25 protein-coding genes and 1 pseudogene are annotated in these 18,770 nt (G+C 55.6%); 12 read left to right on the forward strand and 14 right to left on the reverse strand.

Features of this window, described 5'->3' with window-relative positions; genetic code table 11:
* The 4 genes and pseudogenes from DJ73_RS19840 to DJ73_RS19845 all read left to right on the forward strand — a co-directional run.
* Nucleotides 1-82, forward strand: a pseudogene (locus DJ73_RS19840) (IS6 family transposase); the annotation flags it as partial.
* Between the two features lie 179 nt (nt 83-261).
* Nucleotides 262-912: a hypothetical protein gene (locus DJ73_RS13190; RefSeq protein WP_217900446.1), complete on the forward strand. Its 651-nt coding sequence runs from the start codon at nt 262-264 to the stop codon at nt 910-912.
* Complete coding sequence (locus tag DJ73_RS13195; protein WP_094558196.1) at nt 905-2,383, forward strand: ATP-binding protein; 1,479 nt, start codon at nt 905-907, stop codon at nt 2,381-2,383. The genes DJ73_RS13190 and DJ73_RS13195 overlap by 8 nt, the downstream gene beginning before the upstream one ends.
* A 613-nt stretch (nt 2,384-2,996) precedes the next feature.
* Nucleotides 2,997-3,290, forward strand: a complete 294-nt coding sequence (locus DJ73_RS19845; protein WP_141212963.1) for a hypothetical protein — start codon at nt 2,997-2,999, stop codon at nt 3,288-3,290.
* 63 nt (nt 3,291-3,353) lie between these two features.
* Here DJ73_RS19845 and DJ73_RS13200 read toward each other — a convergent pair whose 3' ends face one another.
* From DJ73_RS13200 to DJ73_RS21025, 3 genes are all read right to left on the reverse strand, one after another.
* Entirely contained in the window at nt 3,354-3,551 is a 198-nt protein-coding gene (locus tag DJ73_RS13200; protein WP_094558197.1) for a hypothetical protein, read from the reverse strand.
* Between the two features lie 32 nt (nt 3,552-3,583).
* Nucleotides 3,584-3,913 carry a DUF86 domain-containing protein gene (locus DJ73_RS13205; protein ID WP_176451139.1) on the reverse strand — a complete coding sequence of 110 codons (330 nt, stop codon included), beginning with the start codon at nt 3,911-3,913 and terminating at the stop codon, nt 3,584-3,586.
* A gap of 159 nt (nt 3,914-4,072) precedes the next feature.
* Complete coding sequence (locus DJ73_RS21025) at nt 4,073-4,336, reverse strand: nucleotidyltransferase domain-containing protein (RefSeq protein ID WP_254921655.1); 264 nt, start codon at nt 4,334-4,336, stop codon at nt 4,073-4,075.
* Nucleotides 4,337-4,490: 154 nt separating this feature from the next.
* Between DJ73_RS21025 and DJ73_RS13215 the strand changes: the two genes are divergently transcribed.
* Genes DJ73_RS13215 through DJ73_RS13225 form a run of 3 tightly spaced genes read left to right on the forward strand, consistent with a single transcriptional unit; the run spans nt 4,491 to nt 6,459 of the window.
* The gene (locus DJ73_RS13215) at nt 4,491-5,732 is read left to right on the forward strand and encodes an RNA-guided endonuclease TnpB family protein (RefSeq protein ID WP_094558199.1); all 1,242 of its coding nucleotides are present in this window, start codon (nt 4,491-4,493) and stop codon (nt 5,730-5,732) included.
* A gap of 57 nt (nt 5,733-5,789) precedes the next feature.
* On the forward strand, nt 5,790-6,050 hold the full coding sequence (locus tag DJ73_RS13220; protein ID WP_094558200.1) for an AbrB/MazE/SpoVT family DNA-binding domain-containing protein: 261 nt from the start codon (nt 5,790-5,792) through the stop codon (nt 6,048-6,050).
* A gap of 1 nt (nt 6,051) precedes the next feature.
* Entirely contained in the window at nt 6,052-6,459 is a 408-nt protein-coding gene (locus tag DJ73_RS13225) for a hypothetical protein (protein ID WP_094558201.1), read from the forward strand.
* Nucleotides 6,460-6,538: 79 nt separating this feature from the next.
* Here DJ73_RS13225 and DJ73_RS13230 read toward each other — a convergent pair whose 3' ends face one another.
* The 11 genes from DJ73_RS13230 to DJ73_RS13285 all read right to left on the reverse strand — a co-directional run bounded on the left by DJ73_RS13230 (nt 6,539) and on the right by DJ73_RS13285 (nt 14,098).
* On the reverse strand, nt 6,539-6,973 hold the full coding sequence (locus tag DJ73_RS13230) for a hypothetical protein (protein ID WP_094558202.1): 435 nt from the start codon (nt 6,971-6,973) through the stop codon (nt 6,539-6,541).
* Nucleotides 6,974-6,981: 8 nt separating this feature from the next.
* On the reverse strand, nt 6,982-7,515 hold the full coding sequence (locus DJ73_RS13235; RefSeq protein ID WP_094558203.1) for a sugar-specific transcriptional regulator TrmB: 534 nt from the start codon (nt 7,513-7,515) through the stop codon (nt 6,982-6,984).
* A 221-nt stretch (nt 7,516-7,736) separates the two neighbouring features.
* A complete protein-coding gene (locus tag DJ73_RS13240; protein WP_094558204.1) occupies nt 7,737-8,261 on the reverse strand; it encodes a hypothetical protein in 525 nt (174 codons plus the stop codon).
* Nucleotides 8,258-8,560 (reverse strand): UPF0175 family protein, encoded by a 303-nt coding sequence (locus DJ73_RS13245; protein ID WP_094558205.1) that lies wholly within the window; start codon nt 8,558-8,560, stop codon nt 8,258-8,260. Before DJ73_RS13245 ends, DJ73_RS13240 begins: the two co-directional genes overlap by 4 nt.
* Nucleotides 8,561-9,159: 599 nt before the next feature.
* On the reverse strand, nt 9,160-9,813 hold the full coding sequence (locus tag DJ73_RS13250; protein WP_094558206.1) for a hypothetical protein: 654 nt from the start codon (nt 9,811-9,813) through the stop codon (nt 9,160-9,162).
* Nucleotides 9,806-10,045, reverse strand: coding sequence for a hypothetical protein (locus DJ73_RS13255; protein ID WP_094558207.1), 240 nt, complete (start codon nt 10,043-10,045; stop codon nt 9,806-9,808). Before DJ73_RS13255 ends, DJ73_RS13250 begins: the two co-directional genes overlap by 8 nt.
* Nucleotides 10,046-10,599: 554 nt before the next feature.
* The gene (locus tag DJ73_RS13265) at nt 10,600-11,478 is read right to left on the reverse strand and encodes a hypothetical protein (RefSeq protein WP_254921656.1); all 879 of its coding nucleotides are present in this window, start codon (nt 11,476-11,478) and stop codon (nt 10,600-10,602) included.
* A gap of 31 nt (nt 11,479-11,509) precedes the next feature.
* Nucleotides 11,510-12,283, reverse strand: coding sequence for a hypothetical protein (locus tag DJ73_RS13270; RefSeq protein ID WP_094558209.1), 774 nt, complete (start codon nt 12,281-12,283; stop codon nt 11,510-11,512).
* Nucleotides 12,280-13,137 (reverse strand): hypothetical protein, encoded by an 858-nt coding sequence (locus DJ73_RS13275; RefSeq protein WP_094558210.1) that lies wholly within the window; start codon nt 13,135-13,137, stop codon nt 12,280-12,282. Before DJ73_RS13275 ends, DJ73_RS13270 begins: the two co-directional genes overlap by 4 nt.
* A 167-nt stretch (nt 13,138-13,304) precedes the next feature.
* Nucleotides 13,305-13,781: a hypothetical protein gene (locus DJ73_RS13280; RefSeq protein WP_094558211.1), complete on the reverse strand. Its 477-nt coding sequence runs from the start codon at nt 13,779-13,781 to the stop codon at nt 13,305-13,307.
* On the reverse strand, nt 13,778-14,098 hold the full coding sequence (locus DJ73_RS13285) for a PadR family transcriptional regulator (RefSeq protein WP_094558212.1): 321 nt from the start codon (nt 14,096-14,098) through the stop codon (nt 13,778-13,780). The genes DJ73_RS13280 and DJ73_RS13285 overlap by 4 nt, the downstream gene beginning before the upstream one ends.
* Nucleotides 14,099-14,481: 383 nt before the next feature.
* On the opposite strand from DJ73_RS13285, the gene DJ73_RS13290 reads away from it, so the two are divergent.
* From DJ73_RS13290 to DJ73_RS13310, 5 genes are all read left to right on the forward strand, one after another.
* Nucleotides 14,482-14,802, forward strand: a complete 321-nt coding sequence (locus tag DJ73_RS13290) for a winged helix-turn-helix domain-containing protein (RefSeq protein WP_094558213.1) — start codon at nt 14,482-14,484, stop codon at nt 14,800-14,802.
* Between the two features lie 154 nt (nt 14,803-14,956).
* Nucleotides 14,957-15,148, forward strand: a complete 192-nt coding sequence (locus tag DJ73_RS13295) for a hypothetical protein (protein WP_254921658.1) — start codon at nt 14,957-14,959, stop codon at nt 15,146-15,148.
* The gene (locus DJ73_RS13300) at nt 15,145-16,368 is read left to right on the forward strand and encodes a glycosyltransferase family 4 protein (RefSeq protein WP_094558214.1); all 1,224 of its coding nucleotides are present in this window, start codon (nt 15,145-15,147) and stop codon (nt 16,366-16,368) included. The genes DJ73_RS13295 and DJ73_RS13300 overlap by 4 nt, the downstream gene beginning before the upstream one ends.
* 56 nt (nt 16,369-16,424) lie before the next feature.
* Nucleotides 16,425-17,507, forward strand: a complete 1,083-nt coding sequence (wecB, locus tag DJ73_RS13305) for a non-hydrolyzing UDP-N-acetylglucosamine 2-epimerase (protein ID WP_094558215.1) — start codon at nt 16,425-16,427, stop codon at nt 17,505-17,507.
* Complete coding sequence (locus DJ73_RS13310; RefSeq protein ID WP_094558216.1) at nt 17,504-18,766, forward strand: nucleotide sugar dehydrogenase; 1,263 nt, start codon at nt 17,504-17,506, stop codon at nt 18,764-18,766. The genes wecB and DJ73_RS13310 overlap by 4 nt, the downstream gene beginning before the upstream one ends.
* Nucleotides 18,767-18,770 lie beyond the last annotated feature (4 nt).

The following is an 18,770-nucleotide window of genomic DNA, read 5'->3' on the forward strand; positions in this document are numbered from 1 at the left end:
AAATGCTTTTAGCCATATCAAATTGAGCACCGCCGAAAATTGGTTACAAGCGTTCGCCTTCGCATGGAATCAATTTATCTAAACGCTACCCGTACGGTCAGCAGTGTGTTTGAAACCAGAAGCGGATCTTCCGCCTCACTATGGGGGAGAAGGAAGCCAACATTCGCTGTACAATGAATGTAACTTATTTTTAACAGTTCATTTGAATATTAATATTCCATAAAATATAAGTGCTGAGTGGGATAGAATTATATCAATTCTATGGATGACCTTGCTGACACTAAGTATAGTCAGTCGGTTGGTGAACCAAGAGCTAAAGAGATCCTACAGACGGCCCGGAAAGCAGCCGAAAATTTCGGCGAGGTTTTTATCGCAAATGACAAAGGAATGAAAAATGATGCAATGAAATACTGTAAAAGAGTGGACCAGCTGCTATTTCCATATCTCACATCAAAAGAAGTGGAACTAGCATCGTCGGCATATGTTGATGCACTCTGGGAAAAAGATAATATCGAACTAGATTGCATGCAAAATGGTGCCATAAATCCAGAACGAATAAGAGATGCGGATTACACTGCGGTGCGAGAAAACCTCCGGAAACGAGCGGCAACGACTGGCTCTGACCAACGATATGCGATTAAGAAAACTGAAGCTTGGCGCAATCACAAAATGGGGGCAGATTACTGGACACCGTATCAAAAAGCCCAGATATACGAACTCCGTGCAGCGCTTCAAGACCCAGACTATCCCGATAAGCCCAGATACGGACAGGCGGGTCCTGGACCGGAGCCGATGCGATACGCGCTCGCTGCTGAACTCCATGATATGAATACAAAAGAACATCACCAACAGGCGATAGATGTTCTAGTACCCTACTTTACTCTTGTACTACGGAGGCATAATAATGACTGAGATTGGTGAAATCAACGACGTCGATGATACCAGAACACCAGTATTCAACTTGGACAGCATTCAGCAGCAGATAACCGTCCTGTTGGTTGACGATGATATGCAACTACTGGATCTCACCGCTACGTTTCTCAAAAGAGAACGTGACGAATTCGCCGTGGAAACGGTTAATTGCGCAAAGGGTGGGCTCTCTTACGTTGTGGAACATGAGGTAGATGCGATTGTCAGTGACTATGAGATGCCCGGTCTGGATGGTCTTGAATTCCTAGAACGAATCAGAGAGGAATCTGACATCCCGTTCATCCTGTTCACTGGAAAAGGAAGTGAACAAATAGCAAGCGAGGCGATTTCGCGTGGAGTGACGGATTATCTACAAAAGAAATCGGACACTAGCCAATTCTCTTTATTAGCGAATCGAATCGTTAATTCGGTCGAAAGACACAGAAAGTCCAAACAGCTTGAGCGCTCCCAAGAGAAGTTCAGTAAATTGGTCACAAACTCTTCGGACGTTCTCGGGATCGTCAACGAGAACGCTGAATTTCGATATATTTCGCCGGTGTGTGAGGATCTTCTCGGCTACGAGCAACACGAGATTATTGGCGAAGTTGCGTTCGGCTTCATGCCACCGGAAGATCGTGAAAACGCAATGAATGAGTTCTATAGAGCGATTGAACATCCAGAGAGTGAACCGGTGATTGAACACCACTGGGAAAAGAAGAATGGAGAACTCGTCCCGTTCGAAACGCGTGGAACAAATATGTTCGATGACGAGTTCATAAATGGTTTCGTAGTTAACGGCCGCGATATTTCTGATTATAAAAAGCATCAAAAGCAAATTGAAACCCAAAACGAGCGGTTAACAGAGATGCATCAGGCACTTTCACACGATATCAAAAATCCACTTCAAGTGGCATCAAACTCGATGGCACTCTACCGCGAGACTGACGAGGACCAATATCTCGAAAAAATAGAGGATGCCCTCGATCGTGTCGATGTCCTCGTCAAGCAGATACTCACGATGACAGAACAGGAAACTAGGCCTCGAAATCCCGAACAGGTATCTCTCAGAGATGTGGCAACACAAGCTTGGTCGATGACTGAAACAGAGAGTGCGGCATTAGCGATTGACGGATCGAAAGAGTTTGAGGCCGATAAAAATCGACTCCAACGCGTGTTCGAAAACTTGTTCGATAATGCGGTCGAACACAGCGAAGGGGATGTAACGATCTCCGTCGGAACGTTTGATCGAGGGGTCTATATTGAAGACGACGGCCCGGGAATTCCAGAGGAGAAGCACTCGAAGATTTTCGAATCCGGATACACAACGAAGTCAGCCAACACGGGCTACGGCTTAGATATTGTCGAACAGATCGTGGACAACCACGGGTGGGATATCGAGCTTCAAGAGGAAGCTCGAAACGGTGCACGATTCGAAATTACTACCATCGAATTCAAATCAGAGCTTCACCATTAATCCGGTCCTCGACAGTAGCCCGCAGTCCGGTTTTATCAGTAGATTCCCGAGTTAATTTTCTGCGGACAACGGCACCACATCGTACAATAAACGATTCGTGAGTCCCCTGTATCGACCGCAACCGGGTCAAAATACATCTCCTGTTGAGGAATTCAACAGTGCCGTCCCAGTATATGTGGTTTCATAGAAAGTGGTAATTCGTAGCAATCTGGGAGAAATCAAAACCAATTCAATAGATGACTCCCAACTTATCAGTAGGGACTATTGGTCCCTGTTGCGAACAGGTTCTCTCCCCCCACCACCAAACCCGTTCCCTCCCTTCGACCTGCCCTCTGTTGACCGCCCGGTAACCTGCCTGACCACTGTTCGAGGACAGATCGATGCGGCCCGGGCTGCCATCCCATGGGTTGCGTTCTCACTGTGTATCCAGCTGTACTCGGTCTGCTCAGTGAGTGCGATGTAGTGACCCTTGATAAGATTGCATCCGTCAGCGAACAAGGGAACATTCAGTAGTGGTGACCAAGATAAAGATCAGTCACGACTTGTGGTCAAATACTGTATACGGAACCTTTCCGAAACGGGTCTTTATTGGTGCGATGGACCAAGCCACGGTATGTACGAATCGGCGTCTCCAAGCGCCTCCGTATCGCTATCAGGATCCACTGACATTCCAGCAGTCCTGAGTCGGGTTGGCATCGATTACGTCACTGTCCATGATCAGCGACTACTTGCCATCTATCACACCGGGATCTTAAATGTGACAACCGAGCCGGAGCCGATATCGAATGCGCACACACTCGAGATTGAATGCTGGGAAGCACCACTCTCGTCACGTGCCGATGAGAGATCATCACGGGAACTCCTTGAGAACTTTGCCGCCGTACTTGATGAGGATAATCCACGCTGAAGCGGTGTATAAACCCTAATATCCTAACACTCGGGATTCCTCCACCTTCAGGCGGGAAAAATGTCAATTCTGCAGGACCCAATACGCAAGACCAAGGGCCTCACGAAGCACGACGCCAGCCGCGAATACATACACCGCCTCTAACGGGAGCGGCAAAAAATCGATCGTGGCGACAGCCAGCGACATCACGCCCCCCATACCGACCCAGGCGAGCGCAAACTGTCGATCCGCGGTCGTCGACTGCGTACCGAGTCTGCCCATATGCGAATGTCTCCTGATGTCATCAAAAAGGTTCACCTGTACTCGTGTGCAAGCACATTTCGAAAGCCGATCGCGGCGACGAGAGTATCAGCCGCCTCTTCGTCGATCACCCCCTCACGATCAAGTACTCGAATTGCGCCTTTGGATGTCGTCCCGTCAAATTCGAACTCGCGTGAGGCGACGTGTTGAGCGAGGTCAGCACACGCTTGAATCGCGTTTTCGAACATCCGTTCAATAGCACGTTGCTCGGTTGTACTCGAGAGGAACTCTTGGCGAGACAGTGTCTCCCGTTTCGCGTTGAGCTCGCTGTAGTACTGTTCGATCTGTTCGAGTTTGACCGAGACGATCCGCTCGTCAATCACGCAATCCATCCTCCGCTATCCGATCGATGACCGTCCGCTGGTGCCGGCGAAGCGTCTCACGTTGCTCGTCAAATTCCGCCTCAATATCTGTCTTGAACTGCTCGAAGGCCCGTTTATCGACACAGAGCAGGTCGCCATTTACCGCGTCGTGTGCGACATCTAGCGGGAGCGAGTCAATATCGGAAACGTCGATGAATGGGAACTCCTCGTGTTGGAGCTCACCAGAGAGTACACACCGCTTTTGAACCGGTCCCGTTCAGAACAGTCTGTTGTGAACTTGACAGCGATATCAAAATCTGATGAATGCGTAGCCGTTCCCGAAAGCTGTGATCCGAATACAACGGTGAAGACGACATCCGGATCAGCACAGACCACATCCTTGAGAGCAGAGCGTATCTGTGACTGATCAGCATTCGGTTCCATACGAGGATTCACATCGCATCATCAGAAAAGAATTCCGCCAAGCCGTACTTTATCGGCGGACAAGGCGAATACCCCGAGGCTTGATCTCGGGGATGAAGCCGACAACTCGTGATACAAACCACTAAATGAACACATCACTAATCAATAGACAGCGATGGAACACAGTCACCGCTACCACGCTTACCCGACACAAAAGGTAGCGGCTGGACTGGAACACCATCTGGATGTTCATCGCCAGCTCTACAACCACGTCCGCTGGGACTACGAACAAGCCCCGGAAGACAATAAGCCGAGTGAGTACGACCAGAACAACAAACTTCCCGGCTGGAAGCGAAAGTGGCCTGTCTTCGGTAAACTACACTCGAAGGCCGCCCAAGCCACCGTCGCACGCTTCTATCGGAACCTCTCGAACCTTCGCAAGAAGAAGGAGAGGGGATACAACGTTGGTCGGCTCAAACGGCAAGCACCCACCGATTATCGAAGCGTCACGTACAACCAGTCTGGTTTCGACCTCGATGAAAAGAGGGGCCAAGACAGGTTCGCGTACGTCCGCTTCAGCAAAATCGGTTGGGTGAAGATTCGTTACCACCGCCCGATTCCCGGCCACGCCACCATCAAAGAGGTCACGTTCAAGAAGGAGACGACTGGCGAGTGGTTCGTCTCCTTCGGCCTCGAAACCGACGACGCCGATCTCCCCGAGAAACCCGACGTGGAATCGCTGGACGCGAGCAACAGCGTCGGCATCGACCTCGGAATACTCAACTACATCCACACTAGCGACGGCAAAACCGTGGATTGGCTCGACCTCGAAGACGACTACGAGCGACTCGGACGCGAACAGCGTAAGTTATCTCGGAAGGAGAAGGGGTCGAACAACTACGAGAAACAACGAGTCGAAGTTGCCAAACTCAAGCGTCGAATTCGCCGGAAGGTGCTGGACTACCAGCATAAGATAACGACATGGCTCGTCCGCGAGTACGACGCCGTATTCGTCGAAGACCTGAACGTGAAGGAGATGCTTGAACAGTCGCACAACACTCGAAACAAGCAGGATGCGGCGTGGCGACAGTTCATCACCCTGCTCGAATACAAAGCAGAATTGTACGGCAGTCACGTCGTGCAGGTCGAAGCCCGAGGCACGAGCAAAGAATGCGCGTCGTGCGGTGTGGAGTCAGCGAAACCCATCTGGGTCAGGGAACACTCCTGTCCGTCGTGTGGATTTGAGACGGACAGGGACGCGAATGCGGCGATGAACGTCTTACAGAGAGGCTTTGCTGAATTAGGGCTGGGATGGCCCGAAGACACGCCCGTGGAGACTGTGACCGCTACGGACACGACTCACTTCGAGTCCGTGTCTGCAAGTCATGTCGTGGAAACGGGAAGCCTCGGGGCTTGACCCCGAGGCGATTCACCCTCCGCAAGACAAAAGGTATTACGACTAGTATTACTGCGTATGAGTAAGTCTACCCGTGTCACAGAGAAGGGCCAAGCGACGATCCCTCACGAACTCCGCGAGAAGTACGACCTAAATCCCGGTGACGAGGTCGTCTGGATGGACACTGACGAGGGGATCGTGGTGAAAAAGCGTACTCGTACCGGCGGACGCGGGATGCTCGTTCCTGACGACACCTCGGATGCGAAGCGCGAGGAGATCGCCGAGGAGTTGGGCCAGCGCGTCCGGGATCGCCGTGATCGGAACTACGAGGAAGCCTGAAATGGCAGCATACACTGCTGACGCCGTCTCGCTGCTAGTCTATCTCGTCGACGCGCTCCCGCGAGAGGCTGACCAGGTGTTCGCTGAAGCTGAAGCCGGGGAAACGGTCATCGAGACACCGAGTACGGCGATCGCTGAAGTGCTGTACTCGGTGTCCCGCGACAAGGACGTTCGGGGCATCTCTCTCACGGGGACACCGGAGGACGCCCGTCAGGCGTTGGTTGGAAACGGGCCAATCTCGGTTGCGCCCGTCGGTGATGCGGAGCTGGCAGAATACGCCCAACTGCTTGGTGAGTTCAGCATCCACGACGGCCTGATCGTCGCTAGTCACCGCGCACAGGAGACTGATGCCATCCTCACGACTGACGGTGTTATTGGCGACGCCGGCTACAAGACGATCTGGGAGTAAGTTTTCTCTTCTGTGGTTATCCGCTCATCGATCGCGACGACGCCGATAGCGCCACCGCCAATGCGTAGCGGAGCACTCACTAGTCGTGCCAGAGAGCCGAGATCCGCTCTTCGATCCCGTCAAGGACGAGCGACAGCACGTCGCGGTGGTCGGTCGGCCAAGAGGCGTCGTTACCGGGCGTCGGGGCGGTGGGCGGGGGATGGAAGTGGATTCGTGTGTTGTGGGGATTCGGATGGCGGTCCCACCGGCATTCCCAGGCGCTCTCGGGGTGCGTCTCTCGATACTGAATCTTGAACTCGTCATTTGTGTACCAGCGAATCGTTAGGGTCGCCTCGCTGACGGTCGCTGGATAGTACGACGACACGAATGTGACATGAAGTTCGAGGTGGCCACTGGCGTCTGTGATGGTCGCTCGTTCGACTTGCTGTGTCGCTCGGAGACGCGTCTGGAAGAACTCGAGGATTGGGCGATCGATGGGAGCAGGGCTCCCACCGTCGCCTGTTGGTGGCACCATCGAGCGAGCTACCCAGAAGCCTGTTCGCCGTCGGCGCCAGCACGTTGCTGGCGAGCGCGTTCGTAGCGTTCGCGTTCTTCCCGTGCGGTTGCCCAGTCTGCGAGGTCACTGTACACGGCGTCGATCGTTCGTTTGTCACTCGCCTCCGCGATAGCCACGGCGTCAACCGCAGCCGGTGTTGCGGCATCGTACGCGTCCTCGTACTCAGCAATTTGTGCTGTCAGATCACGAACGCGTTCCTGTAGTTCTTCCACCGAGTGGTCTGCGGCGAGCTGGTTGATGTGTCGCCACTCGAAGTATGCGTCGTTGCGTTCATAGGTGGTTGGATGACCGTCATTGCGTGTGGCGATTCCGAGATCCGCGAACCAGCTGAGATACTTCCGGGCGGTTTTCGGGTCGCACTCTACTCGCTCGGCGATAGCACTCGCTGTCGCTGGTTCCCGAGTCTGGAGGATAGTTCCATAAATACGCTGTTCGATGTCGTCCCCACTAAACGGGTCATCGAAAGAGCGAGGCCCGTCCGTGGACGGTGTGTCGGGCATACGTGTCCTTTCGAGGCCGCAGATATAATTCTTACTTCAAGGAATAATTTCCTGACGACTATCTGTGTTCGTTGTTATCCGGCCCCGAGAGCGGATGTTTTGTACCGCGAGAACAAGTCGTGTCGTAGATCAGAAAATCTCCCAAATGCGGTGAGGAGAACGTCGTCGCTTACGCTAAGGGAGGATATCACCCGAACCCGTAATCAGTGTCGCGAGCGTTATCACGTCGATTCAGCGGCGTTATCGATGAGCGAGTAGGCCTTCTCGCGGAGATCCCCAGTCATGTGAAGCCCATGGGAGTCAATCTGGTTTATTAGAGTGTACGCGTCTTCGCGATCAAGTCCTTCCTCCACAGCCCGGACAATGACACCAACCGTTCCAGTGACTGTCGCCCCGAGTCCACGAGCTGTAGTCCGAACACGCTGGTCATCTGAGACGACACCGACCGGTCGATCCTCCGCAGTATAGGCCAAGACAGCGGCAATCAGAGAGACATCTCCATTCTGTTCTTTTTCAGCAAGGACCTCTTTGGCTTGCTGTACTCGGTCTTGAACAGCTGGATCGGTTGTCTCAACCGCATACTGGTCGATAAACCGATTCACATTTGTCTGCGCCGGTTCCGTTGTGATTTCATTTTGGACTGTGGGAAGGATAACAAGCTCACCAGTAAAGCTCGTAAGCTGTTTGAGTTCACCGATGGTACCGAGTGCGATAAGCGTCGTCGCATCGAGAAAAATTCGCGTCACAGGTCACGCGCAGCAGCAGCGTCTGATTCGATATCCTCCGGAGACAGTTGGGTTGTGAGATTGTGTTCACGGGCGATCTCGAGCCATTCTGCGAGACTCACACCGGCAAGTCGGGCCGCCTCATTAACCGAGAGCTCACCACTTTGGTACCGTTCAATAGCGACACGTCGACGGATGGATGAGAGACCCTCCGAGAGTGCTTTGCGAATGACTGTACTCTTATCTTCCTCTAATAGCTCACTCACCGCTTCAAGCTCCTCTTCATCATCATCGGGAACTCGAGCACTGATTGATGGCATGTGTACGCAGTAGTACACTGTGATACATAACAGTTTCTCACGGGGGGAAGCGATGTCGACTGGTGTCTGTTGGCAAGGAAGCGCCAGTTTCACAGAGGAACAAGGATCAGCAGTTTTCGAGGCGGAGCCTCCGGCCTCAAGGAGCGAGGGGTTCCGACGCTCAGTCGGAAGCGCGACGCGAGTAGGCCGGAAAGGAAGCCGACATGAGCTTTCGCAACCACTATGCTACACCATATCTTACTGCTAATTAGTGCTGTGCGTCCACAAGTGGCGCGCAGTACGGGCCGCAGTAGCCCGGCCCTGAATGGTGGGTTTGTCGACCCCGAAGGGCGTCCGGTAGGCGAGGCGCACAAGACGCCCCGTCGCGCCAACCGAGGGCGAGAACCACATCAAAGCCCCACCCTCAACGAGCGAGGCCGCAAGGCCGAGCGAAGTAGGGTGAGGTCGGTTACACCGATGTATCGCGTTGACATCCTCTCCGCGCTAAAACGCGAGGATTCCCACGGCACCGCACCGCTGGGTTGGGATATTGTGGTTTGACAAACCGTCCCTACGGAAAATATGACGTGAACGCCTCGCGCTTTAGGACGCGAAGAGCGTCAATCGAACTTGTAGTCGCTGTCGTACGCGCTGACGTACGCGTCGTTGCCCTCTCGATCTGGCACATAACACGGGCTTGTCCCCCCAGCGAAGAACACCGGCGCCTCGATATCGAGCGTGCTCTGTCGGATCACCATCGACGGCACGCGTTCACGGAGTTCTCTTACTGAGGGTTCTCGGCGGGTACGGAACGTTCCCACGGGTGGTCGATGCTCTGTTAGCGGCGGCAGCCCGTCTTTCTCGAGATCCTCGATGGTGAGGATGCGAACATCGAGCTGTTGGGCGAGCGTCCACGCCGAGGAAGTGACGCCTCTGGCCACGACGAGGATGGGCATTGCGCGAGCCAGTGCGGCCCGGTGGGAGATTGCGGCGACGGCGTCGCGACCGACGAGGCTTGTATGCCAGTCTTTACACTCACCGACGATGAAATCGTCCGGCTCGTTTCGTGGAGGTTTCCGGCGCGCGAGGACGTCGGTTTCAAGCCCGAAGAGCTGCTCATTGCGGGCGGTGAGATACCCCCACGTTTCGAGTGCGTCAGCGAACTTTCCTTCGAGCCACCGGCCGTTGGTGGGGTCGTGATCCGTGGGTGTCTCCTCGCGATTGGGACCCCCGACTTCTGGAATCTCCTCGCGGTCTTCGGGGTCGTCACTCATCGGTGGCCTCCGCGTTGGCGGCGTCCGTCGCCGTCTTTTCGAGTGCGCTCGCAACTGTGTGCGCCTCTGTTGCTGTGAGATTTACGTACGTCGTCCCCCACTGGCCGCTGAAGGCGAGTCTGACGACTGACGCATCGAACTCGTCGCGGTCGATTTGGATTGTGGCTGGTGTTTCGGTGACCGGGTGGTCGTGCGTGACCGTTGTTTCGAGATCGAGTGTCGGGGTTGTCATTGTGTTTCACCCCCTTGCTTCGAGTGGAGCGGTGGTGTCTCGGTACGATGGATTGTTGTGGATTGGTGGATACCTGTGGGTGGGCTTGGGCGATCGGGGGCTGTCCTGTCTGTCTTCATCGGACGGCTGGTGCCTTTGTGCATGGGTGGTGGTGTGAACAGGGCTGTCCAGGCGTGGGCGCTCTGTTGGCTGGCCCACGTGCTGGTGTGGCTGCTCACGCGTTCTGTGGCAGTTGTCTGTCGGTGCGCCAACAGCGGTGTTGGGCGAACGTCTGCGGGAGTTGCGTCCGTGGTGGTCCACCGTCTGTGGCCGGCGACGTAGACTGGTGTGACGCGTTCAAGCTCGCTTACGGCGCTGATTCGGCGATCATAACTGCTCGCCGAGATGCCTGATTGGTTGATGAGCTCACTGCGGCCACACGGCTGGGCTGCTCGCAGGAGTGTGGCGTATAGTTTGGTCGCCGTAGGCGTCAACTCGTACATATTGCTAATACGATTTCTTTATTCAGACTTCACCGCGAATATTTGTCTAGCGATTCATTATCGCTCATGGATTCACTCACGAGCACACTCTGGTTCTTCGTACTGTTCGCTGAGCGGCTTCACCCGTAGCTCGCCAAAGCCGTAGCGGGAGTGTGACCCGATCCGCTGGAGGCCGTTTTTCGCGGTCTCCACCGGGCGGTTGCCGAGGTACGTGACGACTTGGCCGTGATCGACCGTCCCAAGTCGGAAAACCTCGCGGTGTTCCAGTAGTTTCTCCTCACGCAACCGGAGCTCGTCGCGACTCTCGGCCCACCACCACGGAACAGGACAGTCGTTCGTCTCTGGATACTCCGACTTTAGCACGAACGGTGTCAGCAACTCGATGAGGTACGTCTCTGCACGGTTAAGCCGTGAGTAGTCCAAGTTGTCGAGGTCCACCATCTGAGTATCTTTCAGCTGAACCTCGCCGTAGCCGTAGTTTCGCTTGCCACCGAACTGCAGCCCTTCAAGCACATCCTCGCCGAGCGGAAGGACCGCTGGGTCATCAGCGTGGAGATAGGCGTGGACGTACCACTTCGTCGTCTGTTGCTGTTTTCGGTGGTCCTCTCGGCGGCCCATGATGGTTTCATGCGCGAGCGCTGGGTGGCCGCCGTGGATACGGAAGTCATGGGTGTTCAGCGCGTCACGAGCGCGAGTGTCAAGCAGCCATGGGTGAATTGCGTGCCGGTGGAGGAACAGATCATCGTAGGCGTTCACCTCCGGTAGCCCACCCCCGAGGTACGGACGGCTGCCCGACTGTGTGTGTTCTTTTGGGAACACGCCGAACTGTCCGGGAACAAAGACACCGTGACTGGCTGCCACCGCTGCGTGTACTTCCGGGTCAAGGTGGGGCCCGAGAGCGTGGAGGATGGCGTTCCCCGAGACGTAGTACGGGTGACCGATGTAGTCCATCCGCAACTCCCACAGCACCTGTTGAATCTGATTACTCATATTGTGCGATTTCTTCATTCGTTTTGTTCGGCCCGTAGCTCCAATTCTCAAAGTCCTCGATGTATTGGAGTGCGGTACTCCACGACTGTATCCGTCGAAGGTTGGCATCGAGCGTCATGTCGTACTTGTCATGGTCGGTATCGAGCGGATGTACAGTCAGGCGGTTCCACGTCGCTGCCCACGACCGCCACGGGTGACTTCCGAGATGCGCCGATGGATTCCCGTCTGTGTTCACGTCAATCCGGAGCGCGAAGCGGTCGCCGTCGAAGACGGTTCGAAACGGCACGACGCTGCCGGCGTTATCGACGATGAGCCGAAGATCGCCGAATTCGTGGTCGCCACGGTAGTTGTCCAAGAGGGCTGCCACGAGCAGCGTGTGGAACTTTAACGAGGTGTATGGGTGATACACTGACTCGTTGAACGCGGCGGCCACGTCGCTTTTGAGCCACTGTTTGTGGGCTGTTTCTGCGTCCTCGATTCTAAGGAGGTCTGACACCTCACTCTCTGTGGTCGCGCGAGAGAACTCGCCGCGGCTATAGGCGGTCTCACCGGTCAAAAGCGAGAGTCGGTAGTGGGTGTCGTGTGTTTGGACCGTCTGCTCCGGCTTCTGTTGTGGCCGCGAGAGTGCCGCTGCATCGCCGTCTGCACCTTGTGGAACCGTCTGGTTCACACGCACGCCAGCGAACTCCGGTCGCGCATTAGCGTGACTCTCGCCGGTGAATTTATGCGCGTCATGGCGGAACGCCGTGAGCATCACGTCGTTCATTTTTCATCCACGCGCGCTGCGAGCACCGTCTGAAACTCCGACAGGTACTCGGTTTCCCACTTTTCGTCTTTCTCGTCCATCTTGTCCGTGCTGTTTTTGCTCCGATCGAAGACGCGACGGAGTTCATGCGCTTCGTAGAGTGGGTTCACCAACTCACAATCTATGATTCCGCCGCCGAAGTTCCGCGCGCCACCGAGCTGGTGCATGAAGTCGGTGTTGTGCGCGTCGAGATACTCGATGGCTTCGGCGAGCAGCGCTATGAACTCGGGTTTCACCTCCCGGAAAGAGAGGTGCCACGAGCCGTCGAGGTTTCCGACAGCGTCAAGTTCGGCGTTCCGAAGCGGTTCTCGGTTGTCTTGTTTGTTCCGCGAGACGACGTTCCGGTTGAGCCGGCGGTAGTGGCCCTCGGCCTGTCCTCGTGTGTAGTCAACACTGGACCGAACTGGCGAGAACTTGATCGGGCGACGCATCACTTTCCCAGGATGATTCTCGAACCCGCCGAAGAGATCGAGAATCACGCAGCCGGTGTCGTCATCGTCGTCGAGACACGCGCCTTTCTCGTGGTAGCCGGCATCGAGATCGCGGTTGTAGACGCCGTCCTTCCGGAAGTTCGCGTTGGCCTCTCCGGGATGACAGGCAGTACTGCCCCGCTTCTGAACGACCTTCTCCATCCCGTGACGAAGCCACCCCGACAGTGAGAATGCCGGGATGATGCCGCCGATCTGGTTCTGTGGGTCGGTATCCTCGTAGTTGCCGTTCGAGGCGTGGTGGCGATCGGTCATGATGCTGTCACCGACCACCAACAGGTCGGTGCGAATTCGAACGAAAACGTCGGGACCGATATCTTCAATCATTATTCACCTGATCGCCTGTGGGGAGGTCGTCGAACTGACGGGCCTTCCAGTGGAGCTACCGGTATCGTAGCTGACGAGCTGGAGCCCTCGGTCATGAGCCGCAGGCTGATGGTGTATCACGAACGATTGCCGTAGACTGAGACCCTGATCAGTTAGATTACCTGCCATTACTCAGACTCCTCTTGGGGGGTGCCCCCGTCCGAGCGAGCGTGCTCCCGGATCGCGGTCAGCAAGGATGTGGGTTCCTGCTGTTGCGTGTCGGTCGGTAGACGCTCCGTGGGAGTGTCCGGGTGGACGTGTAGCTCCCTGCTTGTCGTCGGGCTGGTAACCACTGCCTCCGGACCAAGCAGAACATATATTATTGATTGGGTACGCACGTCAGCGCACGTCCCGATGTGGCCCGTGAGGACGTACTCGCGAACACCGCGGGTGAAGACGGTCGGGTGTTCGTGAACATCTGATCCGCACATGATGTAGCCGATCGCGTACGCGGGTTCGCCGGCCGCGCGGTAGGCGTAGGCGGTGATGTCGTCGCCTTCGTGGAGGGGTTGGCCACAGACTTGGCAGATCGGGTTGTCAGTGTCGAGTGAGATGCGCGTGAGTTGAGCGAGGTCTGCGGCTTGTGGGTCGTCGAGTCGCGTCATTCGTTCCCTCCCTCGGTGGCGGTGTCAGTGCCAGCTTGCCACGCTTGCCGCGCGGAGAGTGCACGGCGGGCCAACTCGGTGAGTCGGTACTCGGTCGTTTGGTGGGTTTGTTTAGTGACGTAGTCGTGTTCGATGAGTTCCTCGAGTGTGTCGCAGACCCGGGCTTGGTCGATACCATCGGTGTAGTAGTCGGCGAGTGTCTGGTGGAGTGGATCGCTCTCGCTGGGGCCTGTCTGAGAGAGTATCCACAGCAGGTCGCGGTGGGTAGCTGAGAGATCGGCAAGCGAGATGGTGTCGCTCTCAGTGGGGCTAGACATTGTGCCCCTCCACGGTGGTTTCGTCGTGGTTGCGTGTCGTAGCGCACGGTGTACAGAGTGGGCCGTCGAAGGCAGCGTCGTAGCCGTCCGCTGGGCTGGGACACAAACTACAGCCAGAACTGTTACTGTTCGATCCGTCAGTCGTCTCGTAGGGCTTAAGCCCCGCAGTTGCCAGTATTAGCATGGTTCTGTGATACCGCACAGAACCCGTCCCGGCTGGGTGCTGGTACACCGCAGCCGGGGTTTCGACACTTTCTCACGAGCCGAGAGTTCGTCACTGGGCTCTGTAGCTACTACTCAGTACTGCTGTTACTTTAATGTACTGAAAGTGTGCTAGATAACTTTTCGACCTCCTATTAAATATAGGTCCCTCAGAGTAATCTATGAGATATGCTGGCGAATGGATGTCTGCAGCGGACGACCGTATCTTAGAGTATCTATCTGAAAATGAATCTGGCTCTCCGACGAAAATGAAAAAAGAGGGCCCAATACGATATTCTCGTGTACAGGTTCATCGTCGATGTAAGGTACTGGCCGAAAAGGGACTTATTAACGATCTCGGAAATGGCGTCTACATGATCACCGAAGACGGCGAGGCATATCTCGAAGGTCGTTTGGACACTGAAAATTGGCAGTATCTTGACGAAGAGACTGATGAGGATACTCACGATGGTTCCACTGGTGACGCTGTTACTGACAGCTGAACGGCGACTTTCTGAATCGGCGTGAATTACTCCACATCATCAAATTTCACTTAGCCAACATCGGACTCAATTCGAGAGCGATTGATGATTAAACAAAATTCGTGACTAACCCGAACCGGTACGTTTGTACCCTGGCGTCGGATATGAGCGCGTAATGCGAACCCTCCGGGGCGTGCCGTTGATATATCCCGACACGAAGGGCAGCGGGGACTACTACGCCCACGCAATATCGAGAGACCAGGTCACGATGGGTCACGACGTGACCGTGCTCACAACGCGGGCGGACGAGTTATTGCCGCGGATCGAGTCGCTTCAAGATCGGAATATCGGTAGTCTACGCACATGACGGACGAATCCGAGTCGATCCTTGTCGTAACGCAATACTTCCCACCTGAGACGGGGGCCTCCCAGACGAGATGGGACGAACTGTCCAAGCGGTGGTCGGAGGAGGTATCCATGACCGTGTTGACCTCCACGCCGGACTATCCGGAAGGGGAGATCTATGACGGGTACGATAACCAGTGGTTGCGACACGAGAAGCGGGATGGCGTGGACGTATTCTATACGAAAACGATCACGTCGCCTAGTGGGAACCTCTTTCGTCGCAGCTTGAAGTTCGTCTGGTTTATGCTCATCTCGATGGTTGTTGGACTTCGATACGTCTCGCCGTCGGTCGTAATCGCGACGTCGCCGCAACCGCTCACGGGTATCTCTGCCTGGGTTATTGCGCGGGTTAAGCGAGCGACATTTGTGTTTGAGGTTCGCGACCTGTGGCCTGAATCTATCCTCGCAGTCAGCGACTTCGACAATAAGCTCGTGATCTGGTTGCTCGAGCGTACAGTGACGTTCCTCTATCAGCGTTCGGACCATCTCATCGTCGTATCGAAGGCGTTCATCGAGCCCATCGTGGACTGTGGCGTCGATCGATCGAAGATCGCGTTCCATCCGAACGGAATCGACTTGGCCTTTTATGATGTCGAGGGAGACGGATCGCCAGTTCTGAACGATCTCGATAATGAATTCACGATCTCGTACGTCGGAACGATCGGGCGGGCACACGGTCTGTCGATCGTGTTGGAGGCGGCTCCAGAAATCGACGACGTTCAGTTCGTGATCGTCGGTGACGGAGCCGAGCGTGAAGTGTTGGAAGCACAAGCAGCCGACCTGGATAATGTCAACTTCACCGGCCGACGGCCAAAAGAGGAGGTACCCTACATCCTTCGCGAGTCGGATGTCGCACTCGTCCATCTGAAGCCTCGAGAGATATTCGAGACGGTGATCCCTTCGAAACTCTTAGAATCGATGGCGGCTGGACTTCCGGTGATCCTCGGCGTTCGAGGTGAGGCGAAACGGATTCTCATGGACGCCGACGCCGGGATCGCCATCGAGCCCGACAACAACGAGGAACTGGTCTCGGCAACCAGGCGACTCCGTGATGACCCAGAGGAGTGGAAGGCCTTCGCGGTGTCGGGACGCGAGTACGTCAACGCGTATTTCGACTGGGACTCTATCAGCGAGGAGTATCTCGAAACGATCACCGAACGTAGTGATTGTTTCGACGAGTAGCGAATACGAGCTTTTAAATTCGACCTCCGGATTTATCGATACAACAAACTCACACGATGTCCTCTACGCTCAGCTTCGTCTTGGGAACACGACCGGAGATAATCAAGCTCTCTCCTGTCATCCGTGCCTGCCAACGACGAGACGTGTCGTTCTCGATCGTTCACACGGGCCAGCACTACTCGGAAGAACTCGACTCAGTGTTCTTCGAGCAACTCGACCTCCCAACCCCAGATTACAACCTTGCGGTCGGATCGAGCAGCCACGGAGAGCAGACCGGGAAGATGATCGCCGAGATCGAATCAGTCTTGGAAGCCGAGCGCCCCGATATCGTGATCGTTCAGGGGGATACAAACTCAGTCCTCGCAGGAACTATCGCGGCGACGAAGATGGAAGGCATTAAGATCGGACACGTGGAAGCAGGGCTTCGGAGCTTCGATCGGGACATGCCCGAGGAGATCAACCGGCGAGTATCCGATCACGCCGCCGATTACCTGTTCGCGCCGACCGACACCTCACGGGATCAGCTACGTCAGGAGGGACTTCCCGATGAGTGGATTACCGTTACCGGAAATACGATTGTTGACGCAGTTCAGCAGAACGTCGAGATCGCTCATGAACGCAGCAGCGTCCTGTCGGATCTGAACCTCGACGAGCAGTTCACGTTGTTGACTGCTCACCGAGCGGAGAACGTCGACGACAGGGAACGATTCGAGAGGTTGCTCGACAGCGTGGCGAAGGCAGCTGAGGAGCATGAACTCCCAATCGTATATCCGATTCATCCACGGGCCAAAAAGCGAATCTCCGAATTCGGGATCGATGTCCCAGATTCTATTCAGTTGGTAGAGCCGCAAGACTTCCTCGATTTCCTCGTGTTGGAGGACGCGGCGACAATTGTATTCACCGACTCGGGCGGCGTTCAAGAGGAGAGCTGTATCCTTCGGACACCCTGTGTCACACTGCGAGACAACACGGAACGTCCTGAAACCGTTGATGTCGGAGCAAATTTGATCGTGGGCGTGGATCCAGACGATGTCGTGGAGGGCGTTCGCGAGATGCTTGCGAGAGACCGAAACTGGGAGAACCCGTTCGGAGACGGCACGTCGGCTGACCGGATCCTCGATACCCTCGAATACGAATGACTGAGACTGACCCACGCATCTGTGTCCACGGGCTCGGATACGTTGGCCTTCCGACGGCCGCGGTCCTCGCGAACTCTGGCTACGAAGTGTACGGGTTCGATGCCGACCCAGCGCATCGGTCTGATCTCGAGCGGTGTTCTTTTAATATCGAGGAGCCTGATCTTGACCGATTCGTGAGGCGTGCGCTTGAGGACGGATTGAGGATCATTTCACAACCACGAGAGGCGGAGTTCCACATCATCTGTGTCCCGACGCCGTACGACAAGGACCTCGACCGGACGGACCTATCCTACGTTGAGGTGGCAGGCGAAGCGGTTGCAAAACAACTTCGGGAGGATGATACGGTGATCCTCTCCTCGACAGTCCCACCTGGGACGACCGCGGGTCGATTGCGGGACGTGATCGAGGAATCGGGACTCTCCGCGACCGAGGACGTCACTCTCGGATACAGCCCGGAGACGGTGCTTCCCGGAAACACCCTCACGGAGCTACGGGAGAACGACCGGATCGTCGGCACGGTCGGAGGACGGCCGACCGACCGGATCGTCGCGCTGTACGACTCGTTCGTCTCCGGCGACATCAGAACGGCCGACGCCACGACGGCGGAGTTCGTGAAGCTGATCCAGAACGCGTACCGAGACACGAACATCGCGTTCGCGAACGAGATCGCGAAGCTCGCTCACGAATTCGAGATCGACTCACGAGAGGCAATCTCGATGGCCAACGAACATCCGCGGGTGGAGATCCTGCGTCCAGGTCCGGGCGTCGGCGGTCACTGTATTCCGATCGATCCGTTGTTTTTGAACCACAACAACGACATCCCGATGCTGATCGAGACGGCTCGCCGAGTCAACGGTGGGATGCCGGAGTTCGTGATCGAGTTGCTCTCGGCGGCGCTCGGTGATCTGGATGGAGCGAGGGTGGCTTTACTCGGCGTCGCCTACAAGGGTGGGGTGTCTGACGTTCGAGAAACCCCATCGCTCGTGATCGCCGAAGAGTTGTTGGAGAGAGGTGTCGACGAACTTCGACTGACAGACCCATACGTGAACAGCGACGACATCAACTACGACCTCTCGTCGCTTGAGGAGAGCCTTGATGAGGTCGATGCCGCCGTACTGGTGACGGATCACCCCGAATACGGCGTTCTCTCTCCGCAGACATTCGTTGATCGGATGCGAGGAGACGTGATCGTCGACACACGGGCCATGTTGGGTAAAAATCGGTGGGAGACAGCTGGGTTCGACATGTATCGAGTGTAGTTGG

It is taken from the genome of Halorubrum sp. Ea1 (genome assembly GCF_002252965.1).
Taxonomy (GTDB): Archaea; Halobacteriota; Halobacteria; order Halobacteriales; family Haloferacaceae; genus Halorubrum.